The organism is Pseudomonas sp. 1152_12 (assembly GCF_052850675.1).
In genome coordinates, this window is sequence record NZ_VXCW01000011.1 from 160859 (window position 1) to 176844 (window position 15986).

At 60.3% G+C, this 15986-nt stretch carries 13 protein-coding genes; 8 read left to right on the plus strand and 5 right to left on the minus strand.

Features of this window, described 5'->3' with window-relative positions; all coding sequences use genetic code 11:
- Positions 1–61: 61 nt before the first annotated feature.
- Complete coding sequence (locus tag FW764_RS21020; RefSeq protein WP_446435524.1) at positions 62–1063, plus strand: dihydroxyacetone kinase subunit DhaK; 1002 nt, start codon at positions 62–64, stop codon at positions 1061–1063.
- Positions 1064–1066: 3 nt separating this feature from the next.
- Positions 1067–1711, plus strand: coding sequence for a dihydroxyacetone kinase subunit DhaL (gene dhaL, locus FW764_RS21025; protein WP_446435525.1), 645 nt, complete (start codon positions 1067–1069; stop codon positions 1709–1711).
- Positions 1712–1734: 23 nt separating this feature from the next.
- Here dhaL and FW764_RS21030 read toward each other — a convergent pair whose 3' ends face one another.
- Positions 1735–2616: a LysR family transcriptional regulator gene (locus tag FW764_RS21030; RefSeq protein ID WP_446435526.1), complete on the minus strand. Its 882-nt coding sequence runs from the start codon at positions 2614–2616 to the stop codon at positions 1735–1737.
- Between the two features lie 150 nt (positions 2617–2766).
- Here FW764_RS21030 and FW764_RS21035 point away from each other — a divergent pair, with 150 nt between their 5' ends.
- The gene (locus tag FW764_RS21035; protein WP_446435527.1) at positions 2767–4299 is read left to right on the plus strand and encodes an MFS transporter; all 1533 of its coding nucleotides are present in this window, start codon (positions 2767–2769) and stop codon (positions 4297–4299) included.
- Between the two features lie 118 nt (positions 4300–4417).
- On the opposite strand, the gene sohB is transcribed toward FW764_RS21035, so the two are convergent.
- Positions 4418–5443 carry a protease SohB gene (gene sohB, locus FW764_RS21040; RefSeq protein ID WP_446435528.1) on the minus strand — a complete coding sequence of 342 codons (1026 nt, stop codon included), beginning with the start codon at positions 5441–5443 and terminating at the stop codon, positions 4418–4420.
- Between the two features lie 196 nt (positions 5444–5639).
- On the opposite strand from sohB, the gene FW764_RS21045 reads away from it, so the two are divergent.
- From FW764_RS21045 to FW764_RS21055, 3 genes are all read left to right on the plus strand, one after another.
- Entirely contained in the window at positions 5640–6350 is a 711-nt protein-coding gene (locus FW764_RS21045; RefSeq protein ID WP_446435529.1) for a histidine phosphatase family protein, read from the plus strand.
- 56 nt (positions 6351–6406) lie between these two features.
- Positions 6407–6721, plus strand: a complete 315-nt coding sequence (locus FW764_RS21050) for an SCP2 sterol-binding domain-containing protein (protein ID WP_446435530.1) — start codon at positions 6407–6409, stop codon at positions 6719–6721.
- Between the two features lie 254 nt (positions 6722–6975).
- A complete protein-coding gene (locus tag FW764_RS21055) occupies positions 6976–7314 on the plus strand; it encodes a hypothetical protein (RefSeq protein WP_446435531.1) in 339 nt (112 codons plus the stop codon).
- A gap of 21 nt (positions 7315–7335) precedes the next feature.
- Here the strand turns inward: FW764_RS21055 and FW764_RS21060 are convergent, their stop codons facing one another.
- Together FW764_RS21060 and FW764_RS21065 are read right to left on the minus strand one after the other, a co-directional pair.
- The gene (locus FW764_RS21060; protein ID WP_446435532.1) at positions 7336–9978 is read right to left on the minus strand and encodes an MGH1-like glycoside hydrolase domain-containing protein; all 2643 of its coding nucleotides are present in this window, start codon (positions 9976–9978) and stop codon (positions 7336–7338) included.
- 145 nt (positions 9979–10123) lie between these two features.
- Positions 10124–11533 carry an OprD family outer membrane porin gene (locus FW764_RS21065; RefSeq protein ID WP_446435533.1) on the minus strand — a complete coding sequence of 470 codons (1410 nt, stop codon included), beginning with the start codon at positions 11531–11533 and terminating at the stop codon, positions 10124–10126.
- A gap of 289 nt (positions 11534–11822) precedes the next feature.
- Between FW764_RS21065 and hglS the strand changes: the two genes are divergently transcribed.
- Complete coding sequence (gene hglS / locus FW764_RS21070) at positions 11823–13199, plus strand: 2-oxoadipate dioxygenase/decarboxylase HglS (RefSeq protein WP_446435534.1); 1377 nt, start codon at positions 11823–11825, stop codon at positions 13197–13199.
- A gap of 157 nt (positions 13200–13356) precedes the next feature.
- On the opposite strand, the gene FW764_RS21075 is transcribed toward hglS, so the two are convergent.
- The gene (locus FW764_RS21075) at positions 13357–13581 is read right to left on the minus strand and encodes a DUF465 domain-containing protein (protein WP_446435535.1); all 225 of its coding nucleotides are present in this window, start codon (positions 13579–13581) and stop codon (positions 13357–13359) included.
- Between the two features lie 175 nt (positions 13582–13756).
- Here FW764_RS21075 and tkt point away from each other — a divergent pair, with 175 nt between their 5' ends.
- On the plus strand, positions 13757–15823 hold the full coding sequence (gene tkt, locus FW764_RS21080) for a transketolase (RefSeq protein WP_446435536.1): 2067 nt from the start codon (positions 13757–13759) through the stop codon (positions 15821–15823).
- The last annotated feature ends 163 nt before the right edge of the window (positions 15824–15986 follow it).

Here is a 15986-nt window from a genome sequence, read left to right on the forward strand (position 1 = left end):
GCAAACCAGCTCCCACATTAGACAGTGGTCGTCCTTTAGAACAAGAACAGGAACCCGCGTTATGAATCGAGTGATCAACGATCCGGACCAAGTGGTCGAGGACATGCTGCGCGGTATTCTGATCGCGCACTTCGAGCTGCGCCAATACGAGTCCAACCCACGCGTTATCGTCAAAGCCAAGCCCTCAAACAAGGGCCACGTGGGCATCGTCACCGGCGGCGGTTCCGGCCATGAACCCGCCTTCCTCGGCTACGTCGGCCCAGGCCTGGTGGACGCCGTGGCGGTCGGTGAAATCTTCTCCTCGCCCACCGCCAAGAGCTTTTTCGACGCCTTCCGCGCCGCCGAGCATGGCGCGGGCGTGGCCTGCTTGTATGGCAACTATGCTGGCGACAACATGAACGTGAAGCTGGCGATGAAAATGGCCGCCAGTAAAGACATGCACATCCGCACCGTGGTTGCCAACGACGACGTAGCCTCTGCACCCAAGGCCGATATCGCCAAACGTCGCGGCGTGGCCGGGGAAATTTTCATGTGGAAGATCGGTGGTGCCGCCGCCGCCCAGCATTACGACCTCGACGGGGTGATTCGCGTCGCGCAGAAAACCGTCGATCACTGCCGCTCGATTGGCATCGGCCTCACCCCGTGCACCATTGCTGCGGTGGGCAAGCCAAACTTCCAGATCCCCGACGGCCAGATGGAACTGGGCATCGGCCATCACGGCGAACCGGGCATTGAAGTGATCCCCATCGAATCCGCCGCCGCCATGGCCGAACGCATGCTCGCGCCGATCCTGGCCGACCGTGATTTCAGCCAGGACGACAGCGTGGTCGTACTGGTCTCCGGCCTGGGTGCCACGCCGGTCATGGAGCTGTACATTTTCTACGCCGAGGTGGAACGCCAGCTCAAGGCTAAGGGCTTGAAGATTCACCGCTGCTACGTGGGCAACTACTTCACTTCCCTTGAGATGATGGGCGTGACCCTGACCCTGCTCGGCCTCGACGCGGAGCTTAAAACCCTGATCGACCATCCCTGCCGTTCCATCGGCATGACCCAAGCGGAGTGAATCATGAGCCAACATTTTTCCACCCATGACGGCAGCGCCATCATCGCCGATTTGGTCAGTGTGATTGTGGCCAACCGCGAATACCTCAGCGAAGTCGACGGCGCGATTGGCGACGGCGACCACGGCATCAACATGGCCAAGGGTTTCGCCCATTGCGGGCGCACTATCGAGGGCCGCCAACTGACCCTGGCCGAAGCGCTGGACGAACTGACCCTGAGCTTGATGGAAGGCATCGGCGGCTCCATGGGCCCGTTGTACGGCAGCCTGTTCATCGGCATGGCCGACGAAGTGCGCGACCGTGAAGACATCGACGCCGCGACCTTCGCCCACCTGCTGCGCGGTGGCCTGACCTCGTTGCAAGACATCACCGAGGCAGGCGTGGGTGACAAGTGCTTGATGGACACGCTGATCCCGGCGGTTGAAGCGTTCGAACGCGCGCATGCGGAAGGCGCATCCTTCAGCGATGCACTGGAAGCGATGAAAACCGCCGCGTCACAGGGGCGAGACTCGACCAAAGACTTGGTTGCAAAAATCGGCCGCGCCAGCCGTTTGGGCGAGCGCTCGCTAGGCGTGCTGGATGCAGGGGCGGTGTCGTGCTGCTTGATCCTGACGCGGTTGGCGGATTCGGTTCAACCGAGGTTGGCGTAGCGCCCGAGATGCCCCCTTCGCGATCAAGCCTCCAACTTAGCTGCCTGCTTAACCTGCTGGATATACCGCACCACCGCCGGCGCTTGCTCAAAGCGCCGGTGAATCAGCGACAGCCACGACGCGGCCTCGCTGCCCTGAATGCTGCGGTACACCACGCCCGGCAAACTCACATGCCCGACCATCGACGCAGGCACCACCGCCACGCCCTGCCCTAACGATACCAACGCCACTACCGCGACCAACCCACCCGGCTGCGGCCCCAGCCGCGGGGCAAAACCGCCCTGGGCGGCGACGTGCAAGGTGCCGCTGATTTGCTCTGGCAAGATGAACGTCTCGTTTTGCAGGTGCTCACAACCGATAGCTTTGAGCCCCAACAGCCAGGAATCCTGCGCCAGCGCCAACACAAACCCTTCGCTGTCCAGGCGCACGGCCTCAACGCCGTCGGGCAAGGTCAGCGGCGAGCGGATATAGCCAATGTCATAACGCCCGTCCGCCACCGCGCTTGGCAATGTCGCCATCGCGCATTCGCGCACATTCACGCTCACATCGGGAAACGCCTGGCTGAACGCTTGCATCTGCCGCTGCAACAACCCGCAGTACACCGCCGAGGCCACGTAGCCCAACTCGATATGCCCGATCTCCCCGCGCCCGGCGCGCTGGGCATTGCGTTGGGCGAATTCGAATTGGCGCACCGTGGCTTCGGCTTCAATCAGCAAGGCGGCACCGGCTTCGGTGAGACTGACTTCGCGTTGCTGACGGACAAATAAGCGTGTGCCCAGGCTGGCTTCCATGTCCTGGATCTGCCGGCTCAAGGTCGGCGGCGCGATGCCTAGCTGCGCGGCGGCACGGGAGAAATTGCGCTGACGGGCAACGGCCAGGAAGTAGCGGAAGTGGCGGATTTCCATCGCAGGGTTAGCTCAAAGGTAATGAAGTGCTTCAGGCCAGCTAATAGAACGAGCTGCGGCTGCGGATAAGCTCAGCGTACCTCAACACTAGAGAGCCTTTGCGATGTTAGTCAACTGCCTTTCCCCTATTGCCTGCAAGGTAATTAAGCCATGAACCGGGCCAGTCCACGTTTGACGCTACTGACCGCCTCCGGCGTGTGTTCGCTGATCGTGCTCGACACCAATATTGTCGCCGTGACCTTGCCGAGCATCGCCCGCGACCTGGGCGCCAACTTCGCCGATATCGAGTGGGTGGTCAGCGCCTATATGCTCGCGTTCGCCGCCTTGTTGCTGCCGGCCGGCAGCATCGCCGACCGCTTCGGGCGCCAGAAGACGCTGATCTGGGGCTTGAGCATTTTCATCCTGGCCTCCCTGGGCTGCGGCGCGGCGCCCACTGCGCTGCTGCTGGATGTCGCCCGCGCAGTGAAAGGTGTCGGCGCAGCCTTGTTGCTGACCTCCGCCCTCGCGTCCATCGGCCATACCTTCCACGATGAAGTGGAACGCGCCAAAGCCTGGGCGTTCTGGGGCGCGTGCATGGGCGTGGCAATGACCGCCGCGCCGACCCTGGGCGGCGTGATCACCGAATACCTGGGCTGGCGCTGGATTTTCTACCTCAACCTGCCCGTGGGCCTGGGTTTGATGGCACTGGTGCTGCGTGCAATTCCAGAGTCGCGCGACGCCCAATCAGCGCGGCTTGATCCCTGGGGCAGCCTGGCATTCAGCGCGAGCCTGCTGTGCCTGGTCTGGGGCCTGATCGAGGCCAATCGCATCGGCTGGGATAACCCGCTGACCTCTGCACGCCTGATCGGCGGCGCGGTGCTGCTGGGTGTGTTTGTGATCGTCGAGCGCGTGCAACAACGACCCATGGTGGACTTGCAGCTGTTTCGCCATCCGCGTTTTATCGGCGCCCTGCTCGGCATGTTTGCCTATGCCGGGTGCGCCCAAGTGATGATGACGTTGCTGCCGTTCTACCTGCAAAACGGCCTGGGCTTCTGCGCGATTGCTTCGGGTCTGGGCATGTTGCCGTTTGCACTGACCATGTTGATCTGCCCACGCATCGGCGCGCGGCTGGCGGGGCGCTTTGCACCGGCAACGATGATGGCGACCGGCTTGACCTTGGTCGGTTGCGGCAACCTGTTGAGCGCTTGGACGGTCACTATCGGCGGCTATCTGCCCTTCGCCCTGGCGATTGCCGTGACCGGCGCCGGTGCAGGCTTGCTCAATGGTGATACGCAAAAAAACATCATGGCCTGCGTACCTAGGGACCGTGCGGGCATGGCTTCAGGCATGAGTACGACGATGCGTTTCAGCGCAATCATGCTGGCCATCGGTGTGTACGGGGCGCTGCTGAGCAGCCATAGCGAGCAGTTGCTGAGGGCGAGTGTGGCGTCGCAATGGCACGGCCAGGTGGCGGGGATTGCATCGCGCGTAGTAGCCGGGGATATGCCATCGGCGATGGGCTTGTTGCCGCAAGCGGCCCGGGAAGTCATGCAACCGCTGGCACGGCAGGCGTTTGTGGGTGGCTTCAGCGCGGTGTTGTGGGTAGCGGGGCTGTTGGGGTTGCTGGGGGCGCTGGTGGTGGGGCTGCTGATGAGGAAGCCGATTCCAGTAGCGCCGCAGCCATCAATGTTGACACGGATCTAACGTGGCAAGGGGCTTGCTCCCGATAGCGGTGGTTCAGTCGATAGATTCATTGACTGCCACACCGCCATCGGGAGCAAGCCCCCTCCCACAAGGGATTACCTACGTTCTTAAGATCGGTTTACCAGAACCGCTGCTGAGTCAACCGACTCCACCAGGTCAGCAGCACGCGGTCCACCGAGCCGCTGGCCGCCAAGCCTACCCGCTCCTGCAGGCTTTTACGCTCGGCATAGTGCAGGTGGAACACTTCGGCGGTCTTGGCCTTGGCGGCCAGGTATTCGTCGCTGGTTTGCAGCTCGTCGACCAGTTGTTTATCGAGCGCCGCAACACCCAGCCACACTTCCCCGGTCGCGACCTCATCAATCGCCAGCTGTGGGCGATAACGCGAGACGAAGTTCTTGAACAGCTGATGGGTGATGTCCAGGTCTTCCTGGAACTTCTCGCGGCCTTTCTCGGTGTTTTCGCCAAACACGGTCAGGGTGCGTTTGTATTCACCAGCGGTCAGCACTTCAAAGTCAATGTCGTGTTTTTTCAGCAGGCGGTTAACGTTAGGCAATTGCGCCACCACGCCAATCGAGCCAAGGATGGCGAACGGTGCGCTGATGATCTTCTCGCCGATGCACGCCATCATATAGCCCCCGCTGGCCGCGACTTTGTCGATGCACACAGTCAACGGCACGCCGGCCTGGCGGATACGCGCCAGTTGGGAGGACGCCAAGCCATAGCTGTGGACCATGCCGCCGCCACTTTCCAGGCGCAGCACCACTTCATCTTTAGGCGTGGCCAGACTCAGCAGCGCGGTGATTTCATGGCGCAGGCTTTCGGTGGCCGAGGCCTTGATGTCGCCGTCAAAATCCAGCACGAATACCCGCGGCTTGGCCTCGGGCTTCTTCTTGCTGTTCTTCTTTTCGGTTTTGCTTTCAGACTTGCGCAGGGCCTTGAGCTGGTCTTTGTCGAGCAGGCTCGCTTCCAAGCGCTCACGCAGGCCCTTGTAGAAATCATTCAGCTTGCTGACCTGCAACTGGCCGGCCGCTTTGCGACGGCCTTTGCTGCGCAGCGCCGCGAAGCTGATCAGTACCACCAAAATAGCGACCACCAGGGTGACGGTCTTCGCTAGAAAGCTCGCGTATTCAGCCAAAAAATCCATGTGTCTCCTTAACAATGCACGGCGCCAGGCGCGGATTGCCCAAGCATACCGACGCGATCGTCAGGCGGCCAGTGCTCAAACCGCCAGCAACCAAGCTGCTCTAACGCACTTTTAAAACAAGCGTATGTTTTTTCATTGACAGCTCGCAGGCATCCTCATAACCTCGCCAGACTTTCAACGTACCGGGAAAACGGACGTGGGCAGCATTTATTTGATTCGACATGGCCAGGCCTCCTTCGGTGCAGACGACTATGACGTCCTGTCGCCCGTCGGCGTGGAACAAGCGCAAGTACTCGGGCGCCACCTGGCCGACTTGGGCCTGACGTTCGACCGCTGCATCGCCGGCGACCTGCGCCGCCAGCAGCACACCGCCACGGCCGCATTCGATCAATACAGCGCCCTGGGCCTGCCGGTGCCGCCTCTGGAAACCGACCCGGCTTTCAATGAGTTCGACGGCGAGGCCATCATCCGCGCCCTGCTCCCCGACTTGCTCGCCAGCGAACCCCACGCTGTGGAGGTGTTGCGCAATGGCGCGCAGAACCGCAGCGAGTTCCAGCGCATCTTCGCCTTGATCATCGAGCGATGGCTGGCCGGTACTTATGATCCACCGGGGCTGGAAAGCTGGCTGGGGTTTGTCGAGCGTGTACAAGGCGGCCTGCAACGGATTCTTGAAGCCGCCGACAGCTCGCAAAAAATCGCCGTGTTCACCTCCGGCGGCACCATCACCGCCCTGCTCCACCTGATTACCCGAATGCCTGCCGCCCAGGCCTTCGAACTGAACTGGCAAATTGTTAACACCTCGCTCAACCAGCTGAAATTCCGCGGTCGCGAGGTGGCACTGGCTTCCTTCAACAGTCATACCCACTTGCAACTGTTGAAGGCGCCGCAGCTCATCACTTTCCGATGAATTGCGGCCAACCGTGACCCCAAGGTCACTGGACTCTACCTTAAAGGATCGAAACCATGACTGACGTAGCCAAAGCTGTAGAAGCAATGAAAGCCAAATTCAACCCAGCCGCTGCCGACGGCCTGGACCTGGTGTTCGGTTTCCGTATCGACGACACCCAGAACTTTTCGCTGGTGGTGAAGAACAACACCTGCGAACTGCTGGAAGGCGAAAACCCGGACGCCCAAGTGACCCTGGTCATGGACGGCGACACCATGAAAGGCATCGTCAGCGGCGACACCGACGGCATGCAAGCGTTCATGGGCGGCAAGCTGCGCACTGAAGGCGACATGATGCTGGCGATGAAGCTGAGCGAGCTGTTCCCGGCCTGATAATGCTGATTATGTAGGGCGCTTTATGATGACAAATCCTGCCAGATGGCGGGATTTGTCGTTTCTGGGGTTGGGTTAGTTTGGAAAGGTCGGCGTAGAACGAGCGCATGTGCGTGGGCATTGTGGACATAGCATGAGCCATAAACAGACGGTTTTATCGCCAAAGGGTCTCTATCACTGGTACTTCTGACAGTAGTCACCGAGCTAGGATAGACGCACATTGATCCCCTCCAGCATCCAGAAGGGCATTCGACATGCAAATCCAATCTGACGAACTCGGGAATGTGGCGGTATCGATCGATCCCGCAGAGCAGGTCAATATTCTGACGCAAAACAACACTATTATCACGACCAATATCGTCGCCTTGAGCGAAGACAAAACAAGCATTATCACGGCTTCAGGCGATCAAATTAAAATTGATGAAATCGTTAATATTTCACCGCCCATTGCAACGCGTACAGCCAAATTTTTCGGCGGAATCGTGTTGGATATTGGCGATTTCGCTAACACCGTCGCTGGCGGGCAAGGTAATTCTCATCCCCCTCTGACGTTCACCTATATCAATGGAATCAAGGTGCCGCTAAAGAAATAACGCTAGGTTGCTGCAGCTGTATCAGGGCCTGCTCTTGGGTTGCAGCAACAACGCCACCAACGCACTCCACCCGGTCTGATGGGATGCGCCTAGCCCACGCCCGGTCTCCCCATGAAAATACTCATGGAACAACACCAGATCACGGCTGGCCGGGTCGGTCTCCAGTTGCGCATAGCCCGCCATCGACGGCCTGCAGCCATCCTCATCCCTTAAAAACAAGCGTGTCAGTCGCAGGCTCAGTCCGTCAGCAACCTCCTCCAGCGACGCCAGATAACCACTTCCCGTCGGGTACTCCACCGAGAGGTTATCCGCGTAATACCGATGAAATTCGCGCAGCGACTCGATCAGCATGTAGTTCACCGGCATCCACAACGGCCCACGCCAATTGGAGTTACCGCCGTACAAGCGCGAGTCGGACTCACCAGGCTGGTAACGCGCGCACAGCGTGTCACCATTCATCTTCAACGCCAGCGGCTGTTCGGCAAACGCCTTGGACAAGGAGCGCACGCCGAAGGTGGACAGGAACTCGCTGTCATCGAGCATGCGCCGCAACAGGTCCTTGGTGCGCTCGCCACGCAACAGCGCCAGCAACAGGCGATTGCCCTGCCCCGGCTCGTTCCAGCGCGACACTAACTTGGCCAGGTCCGGCCGGTGGTGCATGAAACCCAGCAGCCGTTCGCGCAAGCCTTCCAGGCCCTCATGCTCGCGCTGCTCCAGCACCAGCACCGCAAACAGCGGCATCAGGCCGACGATGGAGCGCAGGCGCACCGGCTCGCTCTGGCCGTCGGGGCGGTGCAACACGTCGTAGAAGAACAGGTCCTGCTCATCCCACAGGCCTTCAGCGCTGTCATCGACGCGGTTGATGGCGCCGGCGATATACAAGAAGTGCTCGAAAAACTTCACCGCAATGTCGACATACACCACGTTGCGCTTGGCAAGCTCCAGCGCGATTCGCATCAGGTCCAGCGCATAGGCCGCGACCCACGCCGTGCCGTCGGCCTGATCCAGCTGATAGCCCGGTGGCAACGCGGCCGAGCGGTCGAACAAAGCGATGTTGTCCAAACCCAGGAAGCCACCCTGAAACAGGTTGCGGCCTTCGGCGTCCTTGCGGTTGACCCACCAGGAAAAATTCAACAGCAGCTTATGGAAAATCCGCTCAAGGAAATCCATGTCGCCGACACCGGTCAGCGCCTTGTCCTGCTGATACACCCGCCAACTGGCCCAGGCATGCACCGGCGGGTTGGCGTCGTCAAAACGCCATTCATACGCCGGCAACTGGCCGTTGGGGTGCATGAAACGGTCCTTCACCAGCAGCAGTAACTGTTGCTTGGCATACCCCGGATCGATCAGCGCAATCGCCACTGCCTGGAAGCCTTGGTCCCACGAGGCGTACCACGGGTATTCCCAGGTATCGGGCATGGAGAGGATGTCGAAGTTGGACAGGTGCCGCCAATGGGTATTGCGGATATGCAGGCGCTCGGGCGGCGGCGCGGGCTGGGCCGGGTCACCGTCGAGCCATTGGTTCACATCGAAATAGTAGAGCTGCTTTGACCACAGCAACCCGGCCAGGGCCTGGCGTTGTACATTGCGCGCGTCTGCATCGCTAATGCTGTGTTGCAAGGCCGCGTAGAAGTCATCGGCCTCTTGTCGGCGCTGTTCGATCAGCTTGCGCGCATTGACCTGGGGCGCGTCCGTGGGCGCAAACCGCAGGTACAGGGTTTTGCTTTCCTGGCCTGCCAGCTCGAGGATGAAACGCGCGGCGACCTTGGTGCCGGCGTCCCGGCGAATCGCCGATTGCACGCCGCCTACTACGTAATCATTGATGCCGTCCTTGAACGGCCCAGGCGCCGGTTGCCCGCCCAGCTTGGGAAAGTTGCTCTCGTTTTCGCAGAACAACCATTCCACGCCGTCCTGGCCCCAGGCGCTAAGGTGGCGATCGGAAAGTTCATGATGCTGGGCCAGCACGTGCTCGCCGTCCAGGCGCAACTGCGGCTTGGGCGCATCGAAGGTCCAGCTCCAGTCATTGCGTGCCCACAGCTGGGGCAGCACCTGCAAACGCGTTGGCTGGTCCGAGCGGTTATGCACGGTGACCTTCATGAAAATATCGTCGGGCTGGTGCTTGGCGTATTCGACGCTGACATCGCAGTAGCGGTTGTCTTCAAACACCCCGGTGTCGAGGATCTCGTACTCGGCATCCTCAAGCCCACGGCGGGCGTTTTCGGCGGTCAGGTCAGCATAGGGAAAAGCCGCATGCGGGTATTTGTAGAGCATGCGCATGTAGGCATGGCTCGGCACGCCGTCGACGAAAAAGTACAGTTCCTTGACGTCTTCACCGTGATTGCCCTCGGCGTTGTTCAAGCCAAACAGGCGCTCCTTGATGATCGCGTCGCGCTCGTTCCACAGCGCCAGGGCGAGGCACCAGCGTTGCGCTTTGTCGCTGAAACCGGCCAAGCCGTCCTCGCCCCAACGGTAGGCGCGGCTGCGTGCATGTTCATGGGGGAAGTAGGCCCAGGCATCGCCGTCGGCGCTGTAGTCTTCGCGTACCGTGCCCCACTGGCGTTCACTCAAGTACGGGCCCCACTCACGCCAACGCTCAGCCTCTTGGGTTGCCAGGCGTTGGCCTTCGAGCGTTTCAAGGATGTTGGTTGCGGGCGTAGCCGTCATCGGGTCCTCCAGCACTGGCGCAGTGAGGGGCAGTGTAGAACCCATCCACGCCTGGATGCACATGAAGTCTCATCCATGCGCCGAAAAAAACAGGCCGCTGATTAGGCGGCCTGCGTTTTTCGACGCTGCTAACGTACGCGCGTTCTTAGAAGATCGCGTAGGTGTAGTTGAAGATCAGGCGCGTTTGATCCTGATCCGCAGTGCCGGTGTTGTGGCCGTGGTAAGTGCCGGTGCGCAAGGTGGTGCCAAAGCCTTTGAGCGGGCCTGCCTGCACCACGTAATCCAGGCGGAAGTCGGTTTCGTTTTCCTTCTGATCAGGACCGCCTGCCACTTTGGACTTGATGTCGGTACCGTCCAGGTAAGCCACGGAAGCTTTCAAGCCCGGTACATAGGCCTTGAAGTCATACGAGTACTGACCAAAATTGACTTGCTCGCCCGCACGGGAGAACTGGCCAACCACGGCGTCGGTGAACAGGTAGAAGTCGCTGCCGCCAGCGCCTTGTTGGTGTGGATCGGCGAGGCTGCCCTGGTTGACCCACACGAAGCCGCCATCGTCACTCACGCCGATATGGCCGAGCATCAAGCTGCTGCCGCCCAACTGGTAGGTGAACGCGGCGCTGTAGGTTTTGTTGTCCACTTCACCGGCGTGCTTGGCGTAGCCTCCGTTATTGTTGAACGCGTAGCCGCTGTCGCCATTCTTGCCGTCGCTGGTGCTGTCGAAGTAGCGCAGGTCAGTCTTGAACGACTGGTCATTGCCCAGCGGCAATACGTGGACCAGGCCGAAATAGTTCTGTTTGTAGAAATCCTGCAGGTTGGCGTAGTAGTACTGCAACGTCAGGTTTTTCGCGATGGCGTTGTCGGACGAGCCGAACGGTTTGTAGTCCACACCACCAAATTTAAAGCTGTCGCTGTCGCGCGTACCACCGGCGACGCTCAGGCCCGTCGAGTTACTGGACGCACGGCCTTCGGCCTTGTTCAGCTCACCGCCGGTGAAGGTCACGTTAGGAATGTCACTGGAGGTGAGGATGCCGCCATCAAAGGTCTGCGGCGCAACGCGGCTGTCGTTGGAGACCAGGATCGGCAGCACCGGGGCCAAACCGCCACCGACGTGCAACTCGGTCTGGGAAATCCGGAACTTCACGTTACCCGCCGCGCGGCCGAAGCTGTCGGCAGGCTCGGTGCCGTTATTTTTAGTCGGGAAGAAGCTGTTGCCGTTCCCCGCCAGGCCTGGGCCTGCGGCGTGGCCGTCGCCACCATCAAGACGCAAGGCGCCAAACGCCATGACATCGAAACCGACGCCAAGGGTGCCTTGGGTATAGCCGGATTTGTAGTCGAAACGCAGTATTGTCGCGGCTTCGCGCAGATCGTTGTTAGTCCCCGAGCGGTTATCTGCGTTGTAGTACATGGTCCGCGAACTGACCGCCGCATGGCTGTCTTCAAGAAAGCCACTGTGACCTGTGCCCGTGCCCAGCGCACCGAGCCCAAAATCATCAGCGCACGCGTGTTGCGCGAGCAACGCTGCGGTGATGGATAACGCCAGTGTAGAAATTTTCATGTGTAACAGCCCCTGAACATATTTTTATGTGCGTTGTGTGCAAAACGGCGTTTTCATCCCTACAAACGTGACGATTGTTTCATGAGGTTCGGGGCGCACCTCGTGAAGAATTTGTTAGGAAACGCGCGGTGAAGATGAAATTTTTCCGCCACTGTTTTTTGTCATATTCACGTCATCTCATTCATTTGCAGAATGAAGTCCAGAGGAATCTTCGTTTGCAAGCCGCCCTCAAGCTCAACAAAATCTGAGATAGGCCACGTCCATCACAATAGCCATCAGGAATTTTTCTATGCCAGCCACCCCGCATGTCAGCCCTGACGAGATCCGCAAAGGCTTCTCCAAGGCCATGTCCGACATGTACCGAGATGAAGTTCCACTTTACGGTGCGCTGATGGCGCTGGTGGCCGAGACGAATACTCAGGTGTTGGCGAGTGATTCGAGCCTGGCCCGGCAGTTGCGCCGCACGGGCGAAATTGATCGCCTGGACACGGAGCGCCACGGTGCCATCCGCCTGGGCACCGCCTTTGAGCTAGCAACCATTGGCCGTTTGTTTGCGGTGATGGGCATGCAACCGGTGGGCTACTATGACCTCACCCCCGCGGGTGTGCCGGTGCATTCAACCGCCTTTCGCGCCGTGCATGAACGCTCACTGCAAACCAGCCCGTTCCGCGTGTTTACCTCGCTGCTACGCTTGGAACTGATCGAAAACCCCGAGCTGCGTGCCTTCGCCGACAGCGCCCTGGCCAAACGCAAGATCTTCACACCCGGCGCCTTGGCGCTGATCGAACAAGCCGAACGCGACGGCGGCCTCAACGCCCCTGATGCGGATGAATTCATCCGCCAGGCCCTGGAGACCTTCCGCTGGCACCACAGCGCCACTGTCACAGGCCAGCAGTACCAGCAGTTGAGCGACCAGCACCGCCTGATCGCCGACGTGGTGGCCTTCAAGGGCCCGCACATCAACCACCTGACCCCACGCACGCTGGACATCGACCAAGTGCAAGCCGCCATGCCGGGCAAAGGCATCACGCCCAAAGCCGTGATCGAAGGGCCGCCGCGCCGCCACTGCCCTATCCTGCTGCGCCAGACCAGTTTCAAAGCCCTCGACGAGCCTATCGCCTTCACCGACGCCAAGGGCAGCCACAGCGCGCGCTTCGGCGAAATTGAACAACGCGGCGCGGCGCTGACGCCCAAGGGCCGCGCCCTCTACGACCAACTGCTGAACGCGGCGCGCGACGAATTGGGCGCCTTCCCGAATGAGGCGAATGCCGCGCGTTATGTGCAGTTGATGGAACAGCACTTCGAGGCGTTCCCCGATAACCACACGCAGATGCGTGAACAGGGGCTTGCGTACTTCCGCTATTTCGCCACCGAGCAAGGCCTTGCTGCACGCGGCCAAGCCGATCAACCGCGCACGCTGGAGGCACTGGTGGCTGCCGAGCACGTGGACGTGGAACCATTGGTGTATGAGGACTTTCTGCCGGTGAGTGCGGCGGGAATCTTTCAGTCGAACCTTGGGGAGGCGGCGCAGAGTCACTACGCGGCGAATTCAAACCAGGCCGAATTCGAGAAAGCACTGAGCCGTCAGACGATTGATGAGTTGAAGCTGTATGGCGAGACGCAGCAGCGCTCTATAGATGAATGTACTCGGGCGCTGCTGGGATGAAATGAGAGTGCCCACCCGGCTCACCAGCGCAATCCTTGCGCCGAAACAGTCCCCGTAGCCGGGTGGGCGGGGCGAATCTTAAACAGTGAAAAGCGCCCTGTCCCTCGGACAATTCTGAACAAATATGTCCGCGCCCTGTAGGAACACCGACTGTCATTTACCTCAACTGCTGCACAATCTCATCCTTAACCAACAAGCGCTTCTCCTTCAGCTTCTTAAGTTCCTCATCGCTGCCAGCTGCCTTTTCGGCAGTCACTACCAAGTCATCGACAGTTTTGTATTTATCAAACAGCGCATTCAGATGGGGATTTTCTGCCCGGCGCTCGTCGACATCTTGCTTGCTCAGACCTAAGTCCTGGAACAGGTCGTGTTTCACTGGCATGGAGCACCTCCGCAAGTTGATCAATGGTTTACACCCTTGAAGCTAGCCCATTCGAAGGCGTCTTGTCATGTCCAGGATCAATGCATCCCCGTTCGTCGTAATGCGGGCGATGGGATCAAACCTTTGCCGCACCCTGCCCTCCACTGTAGATCGCCACCTGAGGGAGAACGGTTTCATGACTCGCGCCGCCACTGCTGTCGACACCCAATGCATCAACACCCTTCGCACCCTGGCCATGGATGCCGTGCAGAAGGCCAATTCCGGCCACCCAGGCACGCCCATGGGCCTGGCGCCGGTGGGCTACACGTTGTGGAGCCGGTTCCTGCGCTATCACCCCGAGCACCCCGACTGGCCTAACCGTGACCGCTTTGTGTTGTCGGTGGGGCATGCCTCCATGCTGCTCTACTCGCTGCTGCACTTGGCCGGCGTGGTGGAGATTGACGCCCACGGCAAACGCTCCGGCCAACCAGCGATCAGCCTGGACGATATCAAGCAATTCCGGCAGATGGGCTCCAAAACCCCGGGCCATCCCGAGTACCGCATGACCACCGGCGTTGAAACCACCACTGGCCCGCTGGGCCAGGGCTGCGCCAACAGTGTCGGCATGGCCATGGCCGCGCGTTGGCTGGGCCAGCGCTTTAACCGCGACGACAAGGTGCTGTTCGACTACAACGTCTACACCCTGTGCGGTGATGGCGACATGATGGAAGGCATCAGCAGCGAAGCAGCGTCGATGGCCGGGCACTTGAAGCTGGATAACCTGTGCTGGATCTACGACAACAACACCATCAGCATCGAGGGCCACACCGAGCTGGCGTTCAGCGAGGATGTGATCAAGCGTTTCCAGGCCTACGGCTGGCACACCTTGCACGTCACCGACGCGAATGACTTGCAGGCCTTGAGCACGGCGCTGGAGACCTTCAAAGCGAATACCGGCGCGCCGACCCTGATTGTGGTCGACAGCGTGATCGGCTATGGCTCGCCGCACAAACACAACACCGCCGCCGCCCATGGCGAGCCGTTGGGCGCGGACGAAATCCGCCTGACCAAGGCCGCCTACGGCTGGCCCGAAGACTCCAATTTCCTGGTGCCCGACGAAGCCCGCAGCGTTTTGCGTGACGCCCTGCTGGAGCGCAGCAAGCCGTTGTATGAAGAGTGGAATGCGCGGTTGTCACAGCTGGAACAGTACGAACCGGAACTGGCGGATGAACTGCGCCGCATGCGCGCAGGCGAAATGCCCGAGCAGTGGCAAAATGAGCTGCCCAGCTTCGACACCGACGCCAAGGGCGTGGCCAGCCGTGCCGCCGGTGGCGAGGTATTGAATGCCTTTGCCCAGCACATCCCCTGGCTGCTCGGCGGTTCGGCGGACTTGTCGCCATCGACCAAAACCAACCTCACCTTTGACGGTGCCGGGCGTTTCAGTGCGGACGACTACAGCGGGCGCAACCTGCACTTTGGCATCCGCGAGCACGCGATGGGCGCGATTGCCAATGGCATGGCGCTGTCGTATCTACGGCCGTACACCTCGACGTTCCTGGTGTTCAGCGACTACATGAAACCGCCGATCCGCCTGGCGGCGATCATGGAGTTGCCGGTGGTGTTTGTGTTTACCCATGACTCGATTGGGGTGGGTGAAGATGGGCCGACGCATCAACCGATCGAGCACCTGACGCAACTGCGCGCGACGCCGGGGTTGCTGACCCTGCGCCCGGGTGATGCGAATGAAACCGTGGAGTTGTGGAAGGTCGCCCTGGCGCAAACCCATCGACCGAGTTGCGTGGTGTTGTCGCGTCAGGCACTGCCGACGTTGGACCGTACGAAGTATGCGGCGGCGTCGGGCGCTGCCAAGGGCGCTTATGTGTTGGCGGGTGCTGACAAGCCGAAGGTTCTGCTGTTGGCGACGGGCAGTGAAGTCAGCCTGGCGGTGGCGGCGTATGAGCAGTTGAAAGGCCAAGGGATCGCGGCGCAAGTGGTGTCGATGCCGAGCTGGGAGCTGTTTGAAGAACAGGACCAGGCTTACCGCGACAGCGTGTTACCGCCGGCGGTGAAAGCGCGCGTGGTGGTGGAACAGGCCGGGCCATTGGGTTGGGACCGGTATGTCGGGCAGACCGGCGCCAAGGTGGTGATGAACAGCTTCGGCGCGTCGGCGCCGTTGCCCAAGTTGCAGGAGAAGTTTGGGTTTACCGTGGAGAATGTGGTGAGGCTGGCTAAAGAGCAGGTTCAACACAACCCTACTGACTAAAACACGGTAACCCTGTGGGAGCTGAGTCTGTGGGGGTTAGGTAGATTGAGTACATATCCGTTGCTGCGGTAACGGCCGCCTAGGGTTCCGCCCTTACGGCGGGTCACTTTTGGCAAACGCCCCAAAAGTAACCAAAAGGTCTGTGCCCCACCACTCGGTGCCT